This is a genomic window from Bacillus sp. JJ1562 (genome assembly GCF_036962705.1).
Taxonomy (GTDB): domain Bacteria; phylum Bacillota; class Bacilli; order Bacillales; family Bacillaceae_L; genus Ferdinandcohnia.
Window position 1 is genome coordinate 1 of sequence record NZ_JBALOQ010000013.1, and the last position, 18,887, is coordinate 18,887.

The 18,887-nt window shown below is 36.8% G+C and carries 19 protein-coding genes; 3 read left to right on the forward strand and 16 right to left on the reverse strand.

Annotation, left to right across the window (positions count from 1 at the left end):
• Positions 1-152: 152 nt before the first annotated feature.
• From V7097_RS07545 to rpmG, 7 genes are all read right to left on the reverse strand, one after another.
• A complete protein-coding gene (locus V7097_RS07545; protein WP_335702993.1) occupies positions 153-1,115 on the reverse strand; it encodes an ROK family glucokinase in 963 nt (320 codons plus the stop codon).
• A gap of 20 nt (positions 1,116-1,135) precedes the next feature.
• Positions 1,136-1,348: a YqgQ family protein gene (locus V7097_RS07550; protein WP_335702994.1), complete on the reverse strand. Its 213-nt coding sequence runs from the start codon at positions 1,346-1,348 to the stop codon at positions 1,136-1,138.
• A 131-nt stretch (positions 1,349-1,479) separates the two neighbouring features.
• The gene (locus V7097_RS07555) at positions 1,480-2,949 is read right to left on the reverse strand and encodes a spore germination protein (protein WP_335702995.1); all 1,470 of its coding nucleotides are present in this window, start codon (positions 2,947-2,949) and stop codon (positions 1,480-1,482) included.
• 116 nt (positions 2,950-3,065) lie between these two features.
• Positions 3,066-4,613: a rhomboid family intramembrane serine protease gene (locus V7097_RS07560; RefSeq protein ID WP_335702996.1), complete on the reverse strand. Its 1,548-nt coding sequence runs from the start codon at positions 4,611-4,613 to the stop codon at positions 3,066-3,068.
• A 342-nt stretch (positions 4,614-4,955) separates the two neighbouring features.
• Positions 4,956-5,750, reverse strand: coding sequence for a DUF92 domain-containing protein (locus V7097_RS07565; RefSeq protein ID WP_335702997.1), 795 nt, complete (start codon positions 5,748-5,750; stop codon positions 4,956-4,958).
• Entirely contained in the window at positions 5,743-6,312 is a 570-nt protein-coding gene (locus V7097_RS07570) for a 5-formyltetrahydrofolate cyclo-ligase (RefSeq protein WP_335702998.1), read from the reverse strand. The genes V7097_RS07565 and V7097_RS07570 overlap by 8 nt, the downstream gene beginning before the upstream one ends.
• Before the next feature lie 68 nt (positions 6,313-6,380).
• A complete protein-coding gene (gene rpmG / locus V7097_RS07575) occupies positions 6,381-6,530 on the reverse strand; it encodes a 50S ribosomal protein L33 (RefSeq protein ID WP_335370017.1) in 150 nt (49 codons plus the stop codon).
• A gap of 193 nt (positions 6,531-6,723) precedes the next feature.
• Here rpmG and V7097_RS07580 point away from each other — a divergent pair, with 193 nt between their 5' ends.
• Entirely contained in the window at positions 6,724-7,080 is a 357-nt protein-coding gene (locus V7097_RS07580) for a hypothetical protein (RefSeq protein WP_335702999.1), read from the forward strand.
• Positions 7,081-7,201: 121 nt separating this feature from the next.
• Here the strand turns inward: V7097_RS07580 and phoU are convergent, their stop codons facing one another.
• The 9 genes from phoU to V7097_RS07625 all read right to left on the reverse strand — a co-directional run bounded on the left by phoU (position 7,202) and on the right by V7097_RS07625 (position 17,057).
• Positions 7,202-7,861, reverse strand: coding sequence for a phosphate signaling complex protein PhoU (phoU, locus tag V7097_RS07585; protein WP_335703000.1), 660 nt, complete (start codon positions 7,859-7,861; stop codon positions 7,202-7,204).
• 24 nt (positions 7,862-7,885) lie between these two features.
• Complete coding sequence (gene pstB, locus V7097_RS07590; RefSeq protein ID WP_335703001.1) at positions 7,886-8,692, reverse strand: phosphate ABC transporter ATP-binding protein PstB; 807 nt, start codon at positions 8,690-8,692, stop codon at positions 7,886-7,888.
• A gap of 138 nt (positions 8,693-8,830) precedes the next feature.
• Positions 8,831-9,715 carry a phosphate ABC transporter permease PstA gene (pstA, locus tag V7097_RS07595; protein ID WP_335703002.1) on the reverse strand — a complete coding sequence of 295 codons (885 nt, stop codon included), beginning with the start codon at positions 9,713-9,715 and terminating at the stop codon, positions 8,831-8,833.
• A 1-nt stretch (position 9,716) separates the two neighbouring features.
• Entirely contained in the window at positions 9,717-10,658 is a 942-nt protein-coding gene (gene pstC / locus V7097_RS07600; RefSeq protein WP_335703003.1) for a phosphate ABC transporter permease subunit PstC, read from the reverse strand.
• Between the two features lie 112 nt (positions 10,659-10,770).
• On the reverse strand, positions 10,771-11,754 hold the full coding sequence (locus V7097_RS07605) for a PstS family phosphate ABC transporter substrate-binding protein (protein ID WP_335703004.1): 984 nt from the start codon (positions 11,752-11,754) through the stop codon (positions 10,771-10,773).
• A 212-nt stretch (positions 11,755-11,966) separates the two neighbouring features.
• A complete protein-coding gene (locus tag V7097_RS07610; protein ID WP_335703005.1) occupies positions 11,967-14,096 on the reverse strand; it encodes a peptidoglycan D,D-transpeptidase FtsI family protein in 2,130 nt (709 codons plus the stop codon).
• A 256-nt stretch (positions 14,097-14,352) separates the two neighbouring features.
• On the reverse strand, positions 14,353-15,639 hold the full coding sequence (locus V7097_RS07615; RefSeq protein WP_335703006.1) for an MFS transporter: 1,287 nt from the start codon (positions 15,637-15,639) through the stop codon (positions 14,353-14,355).
• Positions 15,640-15,787: 148 nt separating this feature from the next.
• Complete coding sequence (sodA, locus tag V7097_RS07620) at positions 15,788-16,396, reverse strand: superoxide dismutase SodA (RefSeq protein ID WP_335703007.1); 609 nt, start codon at positions 16,394-16,396, stop codon at positions 15,788-15,790.
• A 178-nt stretch (positions 16,397-16,574) separates the two neighbouring features.
• Positions 16,575-17,057 (reverse strand): DUF456 domain-containing protein, encoded by a 483-nt coding sequence (locus V7097_RS07625; protein WP_335703008.1) that lies wholly within the window; start codon positions 17,055-17,057, stop codon positions 16,575-16,577.
• A gap of 127 nt (positions 17,058-17,184) precedes the next feature.
• On the opposite strand from V7097_RS07625, the gene V7097_RS07630 reads away from it, so the two are divergent.
• Together V7097_RS07630 and ispG are read left to right on the forward strand one after the other, a co-directional pair.
• The gene (locus V7097_RS07630) at positions 17,185-17,511 is read left to right on the forward strand and encodes a LysM peptidoglycan-binding domain-containing protein (RefSeq protein ID WP_335703009.1); all 327 of its coding nucleotides are present in this window, start codon (positions 17,185-17,187) and stop codon (positions 17,509-17,511) included.
• A 253-nt stretch (positions 17,512-17,764) separates the two neighbouring features.
• Positions 17,765-18,871, forward strand: coding sequence for a flavodoxin-dependent (E)-4-hydroxy-3-methylbut-2-enyl-diphosphate synthase (ispG, locus tag V7097_RS07635; protein ID WP_335703264.1), 1,107 nt, complete (start codon positions 17,765-17,767; stop codon positions 18,869-18,871).
• Positions 18,872-18,887: the final 16 nt, after the last annotated feature.

The following is an 18,887-nucleotide window of genomic DNA, read 5'->3' on the forward strand; positions in this document are numbered from 1 at the left end:
ATTAATGTACATTATGTATATACTTATAAGACGATTAGTTGACTAGAAAGTTTCATAGTAATTAAAAGTAATAATCTTTTAAATTTTCTAACACAAATGTAAAAAAAGAGATTTCATTGTGAAATCTCTTTTTTCTAGTACTTTTGGATTATTTAAGTCAACTTATTTCTTGCCAAAAATGCGGCACCAATCACACCTGCATCATTTCCTAACGTGGCAATTGTGATTTCAGCAGCATCAGCAACCCTCGAAAACGCAAAGCGTTTGAATTGGTTTCTTAATGGTAATAGCAATTGGTTACCTGCTTTTGAGACACCACCACCGATTACGATTTTTTCAGGGTTTAGTCCATTCGCAACATGACTTAACGTTAGGCCAAGGTGATAGGTTACATGATCAATGATGTTCTTCGCAAGCTGATCTCCTTTTTCTGCTGCTTCAAAGACATCCTTAGAGGTGATTTCACCAGTTTGTTTAAATTTGTCACGAATAAGGCTAGGTTCGTTTTGAGCTTGAATCGCCTCTTTTGCCAGACGTGCAATGCCTGTTGCAGATGCTATTGTTTCAATACAGCCAGTCTTGCCACATCCACATAGAGCACCACCTTCAGGTATGGATGTGATATGACCAATCTCTCCACCTGCACCATTTGCTCCGCGAACAACCTCACGATTGGAGATAATACCTCCACCAACCCCAGTTCCCAATGTTACACAGATTAGATCCTTAGCTCCTTCACCTGCACCCTTCCACATCTCACCGATAGCCGCTACGTTCGCATCGTTGTCTACGGCAGCAGGTAAACCGATTGTTTTCTCTAGCTCTGCTTTTAATGGGAACATTTCCTTCATTCCTAGGTTGGTTGCTTTATAGAAAATACCTTCCTCGAAATTAACAGGACCAGGTGCCCCCATCCCTACACCAGCAAATTTTTCTTTTGTAAGCTGTAATTCATTCATTTTTGCCTTAATTGTTTCAGCAATGTCGGGGATAATTTTATCTCCTGATTTATCAGTTGGGATTTCCCATTTTGTGATAATTTCACCTTCTTGTGTAATAAAGGCTAACTTAACCGTTGTGCCACCTAAATCAATGCCTATCAATAAATTTTCCATATGTATTCCCATTCCTTTATTTATTTGTTTTTAGCCTTTTTTTCTGTTTCCCATACGATTTCTTGACGGAGAAGAAAGATGGCTAATTGATAGTCCTTTGTTTCAATAAGCTGTGAATTGAATAGCTCCTGGATCTCAGCTTCCATTAGTTCAAGATCAGCTACTCGGTCACCAACATAAATAATGGTACCAAATTTTTTGAGAAATTGTTGAATATCATAAATTGTCTTCACATTTTCACCTTCTGCATTCCACAATATAAATCTAGCTTATTCAAAAATAAACAAACAAGCAAGCCTTTCGAATAAAAGTCCTTAAAAATGTAAAAGAAGTGCTCATCTAGTGAACACTCCCTAAAAATTTTTTATTTATCTGGATCCTGTGGATGCAATATTTTTGGTCTATTTCTTTTTAATGGTATTGGTGCACGGAATAAGACATCCTTAAATCCTTTGAAAGAAAATGGAATAAATGGCCATAAATACGGTACATTAAAGGATTTCATTCGAGCTAAGTAGAGAACCCAGAGTGTAATCCCACCGACAAAACCGATTACCCCAAAAATACTCGTTGTTAATAACAGAAATAATCGAGCCAAGCGGTTTGCAAGACTCATCTCATAGCTCGGCGTTGCGAATGTCCCAATCGCGGCGATTGCTAAATACAAAATTACCTCGTTTGTGAATAATCCAACTTCAACTGCTACCTGTCCGATTAACATCGCAGCGACAAGTCCAAGTGCTGTAGCAAGGGATGTCGGCGTGTGAATGGCTGCCATTCTTAATAGATCAATTCCTATTTCAATAAAAAAGAACTGTAAAATTAACGGTAATCTGCCGTCATCATTTGGACCGATAAATTTAAGATTTTCTGGCAACAGTTCTGGATGAACAGCAAACAAATACCAGAGTGGTAATAAAAAGAGTGATGCCCATACTCCTAGATAGCGAACTAAGCGAAGGTACAGACCGGCAACCGGACTATTCCGATATTCCTCAGCATGCTGCATATGATGCCAAAATGTTGTTGGCGTGATAAGAACACTTGGCGAACCATCGACCAAAATAATGATATGGCCTTCAAAAAGATGGGATGCTGCTGTATCAGGCCTTTCTGTATATCTAACAACAGGATAAGGATTATAATGTCGACCTGAAATATATTCCTCAATTGTCTTCTCAGCCATAGGTAAGCCATCGGTATCAATCTTTGATATCGCATCTTTTACTTCCTTAACATGAGCAGGATCGGCAATATCCTCAATATAACTAACAACGATATCCGTTTTTGAACGTCTTCCCACCTGCATATATTCCATTCGGAGAGATTTATCCCGAACTCTTCTTCTTGTTAAGGCAGTATTAAAAACAATTGTTTCAACAAAGCCATCCCTTGAACCTCTAACAACTCTTTCCGTATCAGGCTCTTCTGGTCCTCTAACTGGATATGTTCTTGCATCAATTAAAATCACTTTTTCCAGTCCATCAATGACAAGACCAGTTTGACCCGCAAGCACCATGTCAACAACTTTATCTAGATCATCTGTGCTTTCAACTTCAACATATGGAATATACGTCTTAAGAAGCTTTTCTAATCCATCTGTCTTAAAAATACTCTCATCTTGATTTGCGAGAAATTTTTGCAAAAGGTGTAAAATATCATCTTTAACAAGACCATCAATTAAAAAAAAGGACATTTCTTTACCGATATATTCTACGTCATGTTGAATGACATCAAAGCTTTTGTCTACACCTAGTGCTTCTTTTAAATAGCTTTGATTTTCTTGTAGATTTGTTGAGACCCGATGTATTGGCTTTTCTTTTTCATTTCCCATTTGAATCACTCCACAATAGCAACTTGTTTAGGCTACTAATCCATCATTGACGTAAAACTGGAAAAACATACTAATTGAGGGGAATAAAGAAAAGTGCCTCAAATGCGAGACACTTTTTACAATTGACCATTTTCCATGTCATTTATTTCTTTTAACAGTTCTTTGTAATTTTCATTATCTGGGTCTTCTTCAATCGCTTGTTCTGCAGCTTTTTTTGCATTATCGAAATCCTGGAGCTGGACATAAACTAATGCAAGATTATAATGTGCTTCGGAGATTTCAGGTGCTTTAATCGTGACAAGTTCTAAATGATCTCTTGCCTCTTCAAACTTACCTAGTTTAATCTCCGTATAGGATAAATAAAAATACACTTCTGGTGCGTCTGCACCTTTTTCCTCGGCAGTTATTAACATGTCATATGCTTTTTGAAACTCATTTGATTGAATGTATTCCTGTGCGGTTTGCACGACAAATTGAGGATTATCAGAATGTGGCTGAACCACATAACCAACATAAAAAAGTACCCCAACAGTCACCATTGTTACCACAAGTCCGCCTAATCGCTTAGCCAATTCTTTTCGCTTAGGGAAATGAACGATGCTTGCTGCTAAAAAACCACCAACCAAACCTCCAATATGACCTGAGTTATCGATTCCAGGAATCATAAATCCTAGTACTAGGTTGATGATAATGATTCCAATAATATTTGGACCCATTGTTCTAAAAAATAGGCTAGGGTAGGCAGTTCCAAAAAACAATAGTGCACCAAAGCATCCAAAGATGGCACCTGAAGCCCCAGCAGAAATATTTGTATTAAACACAAAGCTCGCAAGACTTCCTACAAATCCTGCAAATACATAAATCATTAAAAACCTGAATTTTCCGTATAGCCGTTCAACCTCTGTCCCTAAATAATATAACGCGAAGGTATTCATAAGAAGATGAATGAATCCGATATGTAAAATCATCGGTGTGAAAAAGCGCCACCATTCACCATTTAAAATCCGGAAGTTTTCCTTTGCCCCATATTTCAGTAAGGTTTCCGTATTTGTGCTTCCACCATTCAACTCTAAAATAGCAAACATAATTAATTGAATGGCAATTAAGATATATGTAAAAAAAGGTTTCCCATTTTGGAAAATTTGCTTTTCACTTGAAATCCGTTTATTTGCAACGGAAATAACCTCATTTTTGATGTTTTCAAGTGTTTCAACGTCTATATTGATGGAATCATCCAAATCAAAGTCGGTATGAATAAACTTTGATATTTCCTGTAATCCTGTATCCTGATGTTCCGAATCAATTAAAACGGTATGTAAAGTAGTAAGGCCTTTAGCACCTGCAACGAGTGAGTCGTCTAATCGAAATTTCCAATCATCGACAGGTGGGTAAGTAGTAATATAAATATTGAGAGCATCCAGTTTACGTGAAAATAGACGTTTCCTTAACTGCTCCAATCGCCCGGCTGTGAGTTCCATATCCCTCTGCATCCAATTGCTCCAATCCAAATCATGGCGTAGGATGCGAATTATTCTTGGGTTATTTTTTTGTGTTGTTTCTAACCAAATTTCATTGTTTGATTTAGATAATTGGAGAATTCGGTAGCCACCTTCTAACTGAAGCCCCTCGATCATTTTCCAATAAAGATAATCCTGTTTGAACACCAAATCCCCCCTCGTCCAATAAGTTTCTTTTATTATAAACGTTTTTCTATAACAGTTACCAAATTTCTGTCTTAAAAAACGAAAAAACCCGTTGAAGTGAGTTCAACAGGTTTTCTTTTCTAGCGGAAGGCGTGGTGTATCATTCTATTTCGAATAAATGGGAGTTTCATCGACGAACTGATAAAGACACGTCGAACTGCCGGGTTACCAAACACGCGATTAAAAATGCGATAACGGTACCTGTAGACAGCATAAATCGCTCCAAAAAGTAAAGCTATTCGGGTCAATAAGCTCAACATTTTTTATCCCTCCTAGATATACTTTTTGATTATCCCTTTCATTTTATCCTTGTAAAAATGAAAGGAAATATGTCCCAAGTCCAGAAGCAAGGAGGATTGAGATAAAATTCACAACATCATTATTGCAAAATTGAAAACCCTTGAGATAGTTTGTTTCCCGTCCACAATGGACCCCTTTTTCCGTTTCCATTCCACAAACTGAGCATTTATATACGACTTGAACGGTTGCTCCCATGATTGTATCAATTAAATTGCCACAGAAACCGACCAATGTAAGTCCGACTAACAGAATAACTGATAGTTCTGGCCAAACTAAAAATGAAATGATGCTAATGAGAAGTGAGCCTAAGAAGCCAGCAATCGTTCCTAATACTGAAATTGCCCCTGATGTTCCTGCATCCACCCGTTTCATTTTCGTAAGGAGGATTGGCTGTTTCTTACTAAGAGGCCCAATTTCGGAAGCCCAAGTATCGGCGGTTGCAGCTGCGATGGATCCAATAAATAAAAATAGCCATATGAATGAATCAGTCCACGCAAACATTAAACCGGCAAATGCAGCAACACCACCATTGGCAAAGACTTGAACCATATCACGTTGCTCACCTTTTGCCACTTTATGTTTGAGACTTTCCTTTTTTTCAGCCTTGAACTTACTCCAAAAATTAGAACTTGCAAAAAAGACACCTAATAAAAGCAAACCCCGATATCCGAAACCAATCGACACGGCACTTCCAACAATAATCGTCCCTACCGCTCCACTAATTGTTAATGATTTTTTTTTATAACCTGAAACTGCTACAACTACGGTAGCAATAATTTGGATAAAGAGATTAATCATGAGCATCAATAACCTTTGAATTTGTCACGATTTTCTGCACAGGAATATCAAATGGCTCAAGTGGTATTTTCTCAACAAGTTGCTTTGGAAATGCTAATGAAAGGGTGTTCCCCTTATATTCCGTTAAATACCGATCATAATACCCACCGCCGTGGCCAAGTCGGTATCCGTTTGTTGCAAAGCATAGGCCAGGGACAATTAATACATCCATTTCATTATGTAAGATTTCTCGTGTTTGTTCTTCAATTGGCTCTTGTAGCCCATAATAGACCACCTCCAACTGTGAAAATGATGTAATTTCACGGAATGACATCGTTTTTGTCTTTGGATGACATTTTGGAACAGCCACTCGTTTCTTTGATTCCCACGCTTTCTCAATCAAGTATTTCGTATTTACCTCATACTCCCCGGAGATTGTAATGCCAATTGTCTTCGCGTTTACCCACTCTCGTAAAGAAAGGACTTGTTTTGTAATTTCCTTCGACCATTTATCTAAAGTATTTTTATCAATCGAACGTAAAGTCCCCATTATCGCTTTTCTCAGGTCCTGTTTCGTTTTCAACTTATTCGCCTCCCTCAAATCATCGCTTTTATTATATAAAAAAACAGTAGGAAATTTCTTTCCTACTGTTACTTTGTTTCGCGGTGTAGAGTAACCTTTTTAAGTCTTGGGCTATATTTCTTAAGTTCAAGACGGTCAGGGTTGTTTCGCTTATTTTTCTTTGTAATATAATTACGATCACCAGTTTCAGTACAAGCTAAAGTGATTTTAACACGCATGATTATTTCCCTCCAAACATATAAAGCATTAATCAGACTTACCTATCATACCACTTAACTATTCAAAATTCCAGTCCTTTTTTTGGTGAGAAAGAAATTCTGATCACTATATCAAAATACAATTAACAGGTATACAAAGTGTTGTCCACGCTAGTAAGTTACGATAAGATTAGTTATGGAATGGAGTGAAGATATGGAATACGCATTTATTATTTTATTAGGTATCGCAATTCTTCTTCTTGTCATCTCCTTTTATGGTAAGGATCGGATAAAAATGGTGCAAGAAGAAATAGATCAACTTTCGCTTTCTGTGATTCAGGAAACGTATCTATTAAAGAAAAAAATGAGGATCTTAGAGGAAGAACTACTCACAAATGACATTGATGATGAAATAGGACCGCCAACAAGTGCAATGTCTTTATCAAATACTTCCATTTTATCTTTATATGATAAAGGTTTGAGCTACGAGGAAATCGGAAAAAAAACAAATTTGCCAGTTGAAGAAGTTCGACTCATCCTAGAACAAGCAAAGAAAATGGGGCTCATGTAATGGATAAATATTTATTACGAGGAATCGCAATCGGATTGATCATATCAACCATTATTTATGGAGCTATTTACTATTTAACTACTTAAAAAACTCAAGCCTATGATTGGCTTGAGTTTTTTCGTTAAGCATTTAAATCGACATTCTTTCCTTTTACCATATAAATGATATGCTCTGACATATTTGTTGTATGGTCTGCTATCCGTTCGATATTACGGGAAACAAAGGATAACTGAGTGATCTGATTGAATGAATCTGGTTTACTTGGCATTAATTCAAGTAGTTCTTTGAGAATTTTACCATATAAAGCATCGACCTCGTCATCGGTCTTAGCTGTTGTAATCGCTAATTCGATATCTTTTTCAATATAGGCTTTGATTACGTTATTTAACATGTCTAAAGCCATATCAGCCATTTTAGGAATATCAACAATTGGCTTAATTAATGGGCCGTCTCCAATATGGATAACGGATTTTGCGATATTTACAGCTAGGTCCCCGATTCGCTCAACATCATTTGAAATTTTCAATCCAGCGATAATAGTACGGAGATCAGATGCCACCGGCTGTTGTTGAGCGATTAGTAGAATGATCAGGTTATTGATTTGCTCTTCTAACTCATTAATTTTTGCGTCTTCTTCAATGATTTTCTCAGCCATTTCGATATTTTGCTCTGAAAGTGATTGGACTGATTTTCCTACAGCTGTTTTTGATAAATTTACCATTTCAATTAGTAATTCTTTAAGGCGATCTAAATCTTTATCTAGCGTTGTGCGTATGGACATACACTACTCCCCTTATCTATTTTTTTACCCGAAACGACCTGTGATATAGTCTTCTGTGCGCTTGTCAGATGGGTTTGAGAACATTTTATCAGTTTTTGCATATTCGATGACTTCCCCACTAAGGAAAAATGCTGTTCTGTCAGAGATTCGTGCTGCTTGTTGCATGTTATGTGTAACGATAATGATACTAAAGTCTTTTTTCAGTTCTTGAACTAGTTCTTCAATTTTTAATGTTGAGATCGGGTCAAGGGCAGAAGTTGGCTCATCCATTAGTATAACATCTGGTTCGATTGCTAAACATCTAGCAATACAAATTCTTTGTTGCTGTCCGCCTGATAGACCATATGCATTCTCATTAAGTCGGTCTTTTACTTCATCCCAAATGGCTGCACCTCGTAAGCTTTTTTCTACAATTTCATCAAGCACCTTTTTATTTCGAATTCCGTGGATTCTAGGACCATAGGCAATATTGTCGTAAATGGATTTTGGAAACGGATTTGGCTTTTGGAAAACCATTCCAACCTTTGTTCGAAGCTCTTCTTCTTTATAAGTCTTATCAAAAATATTTCTTTCTTTATATAAAATCTCTCCGGAAATTCGTACAATCGGTACTAGTTCAACCATACGGTTTAATGTTTTAATATAGGTTGATTTTCCACATCCTGACGGCCCAATGATCGCCGTCACTTCGTTTTCATATATAGGAAAGTTAATATTTTTTAACGCATGGTCTTCTCCATACCAAAGGTTTAAATCCTTTGTATCATAAACAATTTTCTTATCAGTTTGATCTAAATTTATATTATTATTAGTAACTACTTTAAATGTCATCGTTTGAGTTTCTCCCCTTCAATTAAACATCAAATGCGCCTTGGCGTATTTGCGCCCGAAAATTCCCTTTGAAAAATCGTGGCATCCGCCGGAGGCTTTAACTTTTTTTGCAGAAGTGGCGGCTTCTGCAAAAATCAGTTAGAACCTTCTTTGGAACTTATTTCGAATCAGAATTGCGATTGAATTCATTAAAAATAAGATGATTAACAAAACAACAATTGCTGCTGCTGCTAGATTTGCGTATTCAGCAACAAGTGCAGAATCAAGTGTCCAATAATAAATTTGCATTGGCAGTACTGTGAACTTGTCAAAAATACTATCTGGAAATGGCATTAATAGTGCCGGAATTCCGAGCACGGTTAATGGAGCTGTTTCACCAACTGCTCTAGAAAGAGCCAAAATAACTCCTGTTAAAATTCCCGGTAACGACGCTGGTAATACAACATTTTTAATCGTTTGCCATTTTGTAGCTCCCATTCCGTATGAAGCTTCACGTAAAAAGTTAGGAACAGCACGAATTGCTTCTTGACTTGCCACAACAACGATAGGAAGTACCAATAGTGACATTGTGAGTCCACCAGCTAATACAATATTTCCTAATCCAAATCCACGAACAAAAACAGTTAATCCTAAAATTCCAAATACGATTGAAGGAACACCTGCAAGGTTAGAAATATTTGTTTGAATAAAGCGTTGAAGGCGCCCTTTTGTAGCATACTCTTCAAGATAAATAGCTGTTCCAACACCAAGAAGAAGTGTAATTGGAGCTACAACGATCATTAACCAAAGGGTTCCAAGAATTGCGCCCATAACCCCAGCATTTTCAGCAACAGTTGATAATTTATTTGTTAAAAATTGAAGGTCGATCCAACCAAGACTTTGGGAAATGACACGATAAAAAAGGATTAATAAAACGACTAAACTAAAAAGTATTGAGATTAAAAATACGGTTTTTGCAATTTTATTTATTGTTAAACGTGTATTAAGTTTCTTTTGCACCTGTTCTGCATTTACATATTTCATTTTAATATTCCTCCTTAAACTTGCGAGAAATATATTGTGCAAGTAAGTTCATAACTAATGTAAATACGAATAGTGTAATAGCTACAGCATATAAACTATAATATAAAGTTGATCCAGCAGGTGCATCACCACTATTGACTTCAACAATATAAGAAGTCATTGTTTGCATTGATTGAGTAAGATCAAACGTAAAGTTTTTAGTACTTCCACTTGCAAGAGTAACAATCATGGTTTCACCAATTGCTCTGGATATACCCAGAACAAAAGAAGCTATGATTCCAGACATTGCAGCAGGAATAACAACCTTCCAGGTTACTTCAAGCTTTGTTGAGCCAAGACCAAGTGCTCCTTCTCTCATGGAATTTGGAACTGAGCTCATTGCATCCTCCGAAAGAGAGGCGACCATTGGAATGATCATTATTCCCATTACAATACCTGGACTGAGAATATTGGTCGGTTCAAGACCAGGAATAATAAATTGTAATAGAGGCGTCATGAACGTTAATGCAAAGAAACCATAGACAATCGTCGGAATTCCTGCAAGAATTTCTAGAATTGGCTTTAAAATTCTTCTAACTCGGTCTGAAGCATATTCACTTAAATAAATAGCTGACATCAAACCGATTGGAATTGCGACAAACATTGCTATAGTCGATGAAATAACTGTTCCTGTTATTAGAGGTAAAACCCCGAACTGAGCATTGTCACCGAGGGGTTTTAAGACGGTACCAGTATAGAAATCGAGAAACGGTACACGTTTAAAAAATTCGAATGTTTCAAAAAGAAGTGTAAAGACGATACCAATTGTAGTTAATATGGAGATAATCGCAATTAAAAGCAATCCTTTCGGAATTACTTTTTCAATCAATGAGTTCATACTTTTATTGCTTTTATTTTTAGCAATCAGCTCGCGTACATTTAAAGCTTTAGAACCTTCCTTCATGACAAACTCCCTTCAATCCATTTCAGGATTTATAAAGACCAAAATTATTTTTTCTATCTATAACTAGGTTGAAGATGAGAGCAAAGCTGCTCTCATCTTCAATTTAAAATTTTTATTTTAAACCTTCTAATTCTCCAACTACCTTTTGTAATTCATCTTCTGGAAGTGGAGCGAATCCAGTTTCTGCTGCTACTTCAGCTGCATTTTTCATTGTGTAGATTGCATAGTCTAATACTTGTGGCTTTTCTTTCGCCATATTTACATTTAGGTAAGTAAATACTGGTCTTGTAAATGGAGCGTAGTCACCATCTTCACTAATTGTATCTGTACTTGGTTCTATAGGACCGTTACCAAAATCAATTTTCACAATTTTAACTTTGTCTTTGTTGTTTACTGCATAACCATAACCAAAGAACCCAATTGCATTTTCATCCTTAGATACTAAATCTACTAATGTAGAGTATTCTTGTTGTAGATTTGCATCAGCTCTTAAATCTTGCTCATCTAAAATGTTTTCCCAGAAGAATTCATACGTACCGTGGTTTTCATTTGGTCCGTAAGCTTTAATTGGCTCACTTGGGAAACCTTCACGAACATCTGACCAATTTGTTTTACCAGCACTTGCAAGGAAAATATCAATTACTTCTTGTTGAGTTAGTTCTTCTGCCCAATCGTTGTTAGGATGTACAACGAATGTTAGTCCATCAAGAGCTACCTTTAATTCTTTTACATCAATTCCTAGCTCTTCAGCAGTTGCTGCTTCTTCATCTTTAATTACACGTGATGCGTCGTTAAAGTCTGTTCCGCCTTCTTCAACTAAGAACTTTTTGAATCCTGCACTTGTTCCAGCGCGACTTACTTCTACTGATACACCTTCTTGTTCATTTAACATATAATTTTCTGCCATTTTAGACATGAAAGGAAATACTGTTCCAGATCCATCAATTACTACGCTGCCTTCTAATTCAGCACTTTCAGTTTCGCTTCCTGTTTGAGGTTCTTCTTTTTCTGTGCTGCCTTCATTTCCACCACATGCTGCTAATACAAGCAGTGCGAAAGTAATCATTGCTAAACCTAAAAACTTAATGCGTTTCATTTCCTTTATTCCCCCTAAGAGTGAGTTTGTCTTGCTTTTGACTTGCTTTGTCTTACATGATTAGAATAATCTCATTCTATTAATCTCGTATGAATTGAATGTAAAGGTTTTGTAAATTTGCGTAAAATGATGAATTTACCCTTTTTTTGTCGATGTTAAATCCATTTAATTGTATAGAAAAAAGCCTAACGAAATCGCTAGGCTTAACTTGATTATGATTCAGTTTCTTCAGTTTGGGCTTCATTCTCTGGTGTTTCTTGCTGTGAATCTTCATCTGGTGTATCTGATATTTGTTGTGGTTGCGTTGCTCTCTTTTCTTTTAGTTCAAAATATTTGTCTAATATTGCTTCCCCAACTTTATTGTTCATCGTATGGGATGTGTTTCCATAATATGCGTATGGGATGACTACAGCGAAAGCTACCTCTGGATTATCAAATGGTGCATAACCAACAAGTGTACTATTTACTGCTTCCACACCCTTGATAAACGATTGGGCGGAACCTGTTTTTCCAGCAGCGTTATATGGTTTACCCGCAAATGTACTCCGAGCTGTACCTCCAGATCCTTGAAAAACTAGTTTAAATCCTTGTTGAACCCTATCAAAATATTTCTGATCTATATCAAGTTTGTTTAAAACGGTTGGTTCAAATGGCTGTTGAATTGGACCTAACTCATTTTCTTCCAACGTTGGTTGATGAATTTCTCTTACTATCTTAGGTTGCATTCTATATCCATCATTCGCAATCGTGGACACATACTGTGCTAATTGTAAGGTTGTATACGTATCGTACTGGCCAATCCCTAAGTCCATAAGGAAACCAGCATTAAGATCAGATCCTAAAACTCCTGTAGCTTCTCCAGGTAAATCAATTCCTGTCTTTACACCTAAACCAAACTGACCGAAATAATTTCTAACAGTCCGAAAGGCATCATAATCAATGGAAATAGGTTGGCCATAAACATAATTTCCACCAGCTAAATCAAGGAACGTCCTAAACATATATACGTTCGATGACATTTCAAGTGCTTTTAGATCATTCGTCGGTCCTAAAGTTTTCCAAGATCCCTTTAGAGAGCCTTCTCTTCCAATTTTCATTGGTGAATCATAGTACATAGAACCAATATCAATTACACCCGTATCATATCCTGTTAACATAGTGGCACCTTTGACAGCAGATCCCATTTCATAGGCAGCGTTCATTGTACCTAATGCATAATCCTGAAACTCCATTGTGCCGTCTTCCCCTCTTGTATAAACCTTTCCAGCCATACTTAAAATTTCGCCTGTATTGGGGTTCATCATGACGACAAATGCACGGTCAAGATATTGTGTCCCATTCATCTGTTTATGGGCTAACATCTGATCTTCTATAATTTGTTCAACAGCTTGTTGAAGCTCCATATCAATGGTTAGAACAAGGTCACTACCTCTTTGACCTTCAGATTTTACAATTGTTTCTTGAACGGCATTCCCTTTGATAACATATTCTACTTTGGCCTTCTGACCATGCAACACAGATTCATATTGTGCCTCTAAATAACTCAATCCAACACGGTCATTTCGGTTGTAGCCTCTGGCTAAATAATAATCCAGTTTATCATTTGGTAGTCCTTCATCAGTATCAGAGATTCTGCCAAGGATTGTTTTTAAAGTGTTATCAAATTTATAATCTCTTATCCAATCCGTTGTGGTATTGACACCTGGTAAATTTTCAAGATTTTCACTAACAACAGCATATTCCTCTGATGTAACATCCTCATTTTTTACAATTTGCGGAACAAGTGCGTAGCCCTTTGTCATTTCTCGGAAGATAGCAGCTACTTCTAGCTCGGCTTCGGTAATCTGATTAATGTCTTTTTCGGTTATTCGTTCAATTTGAAGTTTATAAATTTCTTTATTTGATAATTCAAGTTCCCCATCTTCTATTTTCTCCAATTCTTGCTTTACCTTTTCTTTTGCTTCATCTGGATGTTTAAGCATCCAAAAGTCCTTTAGATCACGCTCTTTCACTTTGTCCGGCTTCATTTCAATAAGTGTCGCAAGTGTTTCTGCAACCTTTAATACTTCTTCTTGCTTTGTCCCCCTAGCCCTAGTGTACGTGATGGCATTTAAAGCTTTATTATCAACTATGACATTTCCATTTTTGTCATAAATCTTACCACGTGGTACAGGAAGATTTACAGTATCATTTTCTGTCTTATCTACTTCCTTTTGAAATTTCTCACCGTGAACAATTTGAACAACCCCAAGTCGCAATATTAGGGCTGAAAAAAGTAAAAAGACAGCAAAAAATAACATATTAAGACGGAAGGGAACATGTGATTTTTTCTTTTTAATCATTATCATCAACTACCTTTATTTTTTCCTATTACTAATTTTATCATTGCACTGATTCTTATGAATAAAAAAACACCTAGCCAGGCTAGGTGCCTTTATCTTCTATTGTAAAAGAAACTCAAACTTTTTTCCATGATAAAAAATGCTAAATCAAATACGCCTTGCGTATTTGCCGCCCAGATTTTCCGAGCTTTCTCGAAACTTCCTCTGAAAATCTGAGGCACCGGAGGGAACTTGATTCAGCGCATGCTGAATCAAGTTAGGCAGTCGAGCCACCTTCGCCTTCGATTAGTTTTCGGTTTGCAGCCGATTTTGATTGAACTGCACCAGCTGCATCGAGAGTTTTAATTCGTCTGATTGGAAAATAAAGTAGTACATGACCTGCACCGACCACGGCTAGAAGAATTGGAATGCTTTGTTTTTCATCAAAGAATGTGACTGCGAATAGGAATAGTACAATGGATAAAATCCTACCGAGATTTAAATAGATTTCCCTAACGACTACATATTCGATCCTCATCTCTTTTGCGTTCCACCCTTTGCCAATTACATCATAGGTTAAAGAATTATATGGAACAAGCAAAATTGGATATGCAGCCCCAATAATTACACCATATAAAATCAGCCTTGCATAGGTTACATCAAAAAGAATCGCAAATATAGCAAGATAAACCATTAAACCACCAACAAGAATTGCTTTTTTGCGCATTTTCTTTTTGATTAACCTCGTTGCTAAGAAATAAAACAAAAAGGATACGGCTGAATTAATTAAACCAAATTTCCCTAAAGCTAGCTCGCTCCCGGTTGCAACGAATACAAATACGGAGATGACAAACACAAATGTCCCTTCACGAATTCCTTGGAAAAAATGTGCATGTAGGATATTCTTCCAATTTGAATTATTTTTTCGTTCGTTAAGAATTCGTCTGAAAACAAAATCCCCTTCGGCACTTCGCCTTTTTAAGAAAAAGCTTAGCACAACTGCACCGGCAAACAACCCTAAGGATATTCCAAAAATGACGGTATAGCCAGTAAAGCTTTCCATTGAAGAAATGATGATTCCCGCTGCAATAGGACCAATCATTCCAGCAAACGAACCAAGCAATCCTAAAAATCCGTTGAAAAAGTCTCGCGTTTCAGGTTCTGTAATTTCAAAGGTTAAGACATTAAAGGCTAGCCAGTAAAATCCATAACCTATCCCAAGCAGCGCTCCTAAAATTAATAAATAGTGTGAAGCATTTTCACCAATCCATAAAACAGTGATATAAAAAATGGCTAAGAATGAAACTCCAAGCCTTAGTACAATCACTCTATCTATTTTTTTTGCCCACCTACCCGCAAGGATAAAAGTTAAAGGCTGTAGGACGACAACTGCTAAATTATATAAGCCTAAATCTTTAAAATCTCCTGACTGCTTCCATAAATATACGTTCACGAATGTGTTTGATAAAGCGATACTTAGTGCATATAATCCACCAATGACAAGTAACAAAATTAAATCCCTGTGTATGGGTACATCACCGAGTACCTTTTTAAAACGAAACATTTGCTGACTCCCCTTTTTTATCTACACTCATTATTGTGTGATAAAAAAAAGGAGATATACTTAGAAAAACACTAAGTGGGACGTATGCTAAGCACTAAAAAACAGCAGACAAAAAGCCAGTGGACGAATCCACTGGCTTTAGTCATCATTATTTTCCTGAGTTGTAACGGTTTGCTACTTCTTCCCAATTTACTACATTGAAGAATGCAGAAATGTAATCAGGACGACGGTTTTGATAGTTTAGGTAGTAAGCATGCTCCCAAACATCTAATCCAAGAATTGGAGTTTTTCCTTCCATTAATGGAGAGTCTTGGTTTGGAGTGCTTGTTACTTCAAGCTCACCGTTGTTAACAGCTAACCAAGCCCAACCAGAACCGAAACGAGTTGTAGCTGCTTTAGAGAACTCGTCTTTGAATGCTTCAAAGCTTCCGAATTTGCTGTTGATAGCTTCAGCTAATTCGCCAGTTGGCTCACCGCCACCATTTGGAGAAAGAATAGTCCAGAATAAGCTGTGGTTTGCATGCCCACCACCATTGTTTCTTACTGCTGTACGGATATCTTCTGGAACAGCATCAAGATTAGAAACTAGTTCTTCAACTGATTTACCTTCTAAATCAGCTTTACCAGCAATCGCATTGTTTACATTAGTAATGTAAGTGTTGTGGTGCTTAGTGTGGTGAATGTTCATTGTTTCCTTGTCAATGTGTGGTTCTAATGCATCATAAGCATAAGGTAATTGTGGTAATTCGTATGCCATGGTAAATTCCTCCTTAAAAATATATGTAATATTGAACCCTTTGAAAACGAATTCGCTTTCATTAGCCCTCACTTGTTAGATTACCAAAATTAGTATAATCTTTCAAATAAAACGCTCTGTTATTAAGTAATACACCAACACCAGATTTTATAGTTCCCTTGAAAAGAAGAAGTTATCCTCAAAAAACTACAAATAAAAAATAAATAATCATAATGGCTTGAATGACCCCTTTTGCAAGTACACCACTAAGAAAACCAATGAGGGAGCCAATACCACTTTTAAAAGCATCCTTTAGATCCTTTTTATGTACAAGTAATTCTGCTAGAAAAGCTCCAAGGAATGGACCGATGATAATACCAAAAACCGGAATCACAAAGGGTCCAACAAGAAGCCCAATTGTACTTCCCCAAACAGCAGCCTTGCTTCCACCATACTTTTTCACTCCTAGTAAATTGGTTGCGTAATCTGCCCCTAATAATAGAAGGAGAAACAACCCTTCGATTAACCAGAACCAAATTGGCAAGGAATCAAAGCCTTGAAAAAATCCATACACCAAAAAGCCGCCGGCAATAAAGAGTACACTCGGAATGATTGGATAGACAAGCCCAACAAAGGCAATTACAAACATTACAATAATAATCGTCCACATTAGAAATCCCATGTACTAAACCTCCCTGTATGTAATTCTAGCTTCCCTATTAAATTTTATACTTTTTCTATTATTTTTAGGAATATAAATGTATGTCAATCATATTCTTTATTAAGTAGACCTAGCGGAGGTTATGGAGATGAAGCGATTCTTTGCATTCCTAGCAATTATTTTTATTTTATTTATTATTTATTATGATGTAAGATTTGGAACTCTACCAGTTGCAAAAAATGAAACAATAGAAGCAACAGAGGTAGTTGCCATAACTCCAAGTAACCCATTCAAGGAAATTACAGTAAAGGCCGGGGACACTTTATTATCAATTGTTGAAAAAGTGAATGAAGGGAAGCAGATTTCCTCCATAGAAACTGTCATTATGGATTTTGAAGAGCTTAACCCTGATAGTAAAGCCGAGCTTCTCCAAATTGGAAAAACCTATAAATTCCCACTATATACAAATGAATAATGGTCTTTTCTTGTCAATTTTTTGATTCAACTGTAAAATAGGCAAGTAAATGATTCTTTAGACTAGATATTTTTCTAATAAAGGATTACTCTTAAATAAGTGATTAAATAGGTTCAACTTTATTCTGCAAAAGACTCGCAGAATAAAGTAAGCCTCCGGCGGAGACATGCGATTTTCAATGGAAACTTTCGAGCATGCTCGAAAAAATCTGGGCGCAAAATACGCCAAGGCGCATTTGATATTTAAAGGAGCGATATTCGTGAGTGAAATCATCCATCGTACAAAAACACGTCCTGTAAAGGTTGGTAATTTAACGATTGGTGGTAATAATGAGGTAGTAATTCAAAGTATGACCACCACAAAGACACATGATGTTGAGGCAACTGTTGCTGAGATCAAACGTCTTGAAGAAGCAGGATGTCAAATTGTTCGTGTTGCATGTCCTGATGAACGTGCAGCGAATGCGATATCAGAAATCAAAAAAAGAATTTCAATTCCTCTCGTAGTTGATATTCATTTCGATTATAAATTAGCCTTAAAAGCGATTGAGGGAGGAGCCGATAAAATTCGGATTAACCCTGGTAACATCGGTCGTAAAGAAAAGGTTGAAGCTGTTGTTAAAGCAGCAAAGGAAAAAGGAATTCCAATTCGTATTGGGGTAAACGCTGGTTCATTAGAGAAGCGTATCCTTGATAAATATGGGTACCCTACTGCAGACGGAATGGTTGAAAGTGCATTACACCATATTAAAATCTTAGAGGACCTTGATTTCCATGACATTATCGTGTCAATGAAGGCTTCCAGTGTACCACTTGCGATTGAAGCATATGAAAAAGCAGCACAGGCATTCGATTACCCTCTTCACTTAGGTATTACTGAATCTGGAACACTTTTCTCTGGAACAGTCAAAAGTGCTGCCGGTTTAGGTGCTATTTTAAGTATGGGTATTGGAAATACATTACGTATTTCACTAAGTGCAGACCCTGTTGAGGAAATTAAAGTTGCACGCGAATTACTAAAATCATTTGGTTTAGCGGCTAATGCAGCAACTTTAATTTCATGTCCAACATGTGGGAGAATCGAAATTGACCTTATCAAAATCGCAAATGAAGTTGAAGAATATATTTCAACTATTAAAGCCCCAATTAAGGTTTCAGTATTAGGCTGTGCGGTTAATGGCCCTGGAGAGGCTAAAGAGGCTGATATCGGTATTGCAGGTGCAAGAGGAGAAGGACTACTTTTCCGTCACGGTAAAACCGTTCGTAAGGTACCTGAGGAAACAATGGTAGAAGAATTGAAAAAGGAAATAGACAAGCTTGCTGAAGAATATTACGCAAAACAAGCTGCTGAACAAAAATAATAAAACAAGCCCGGCA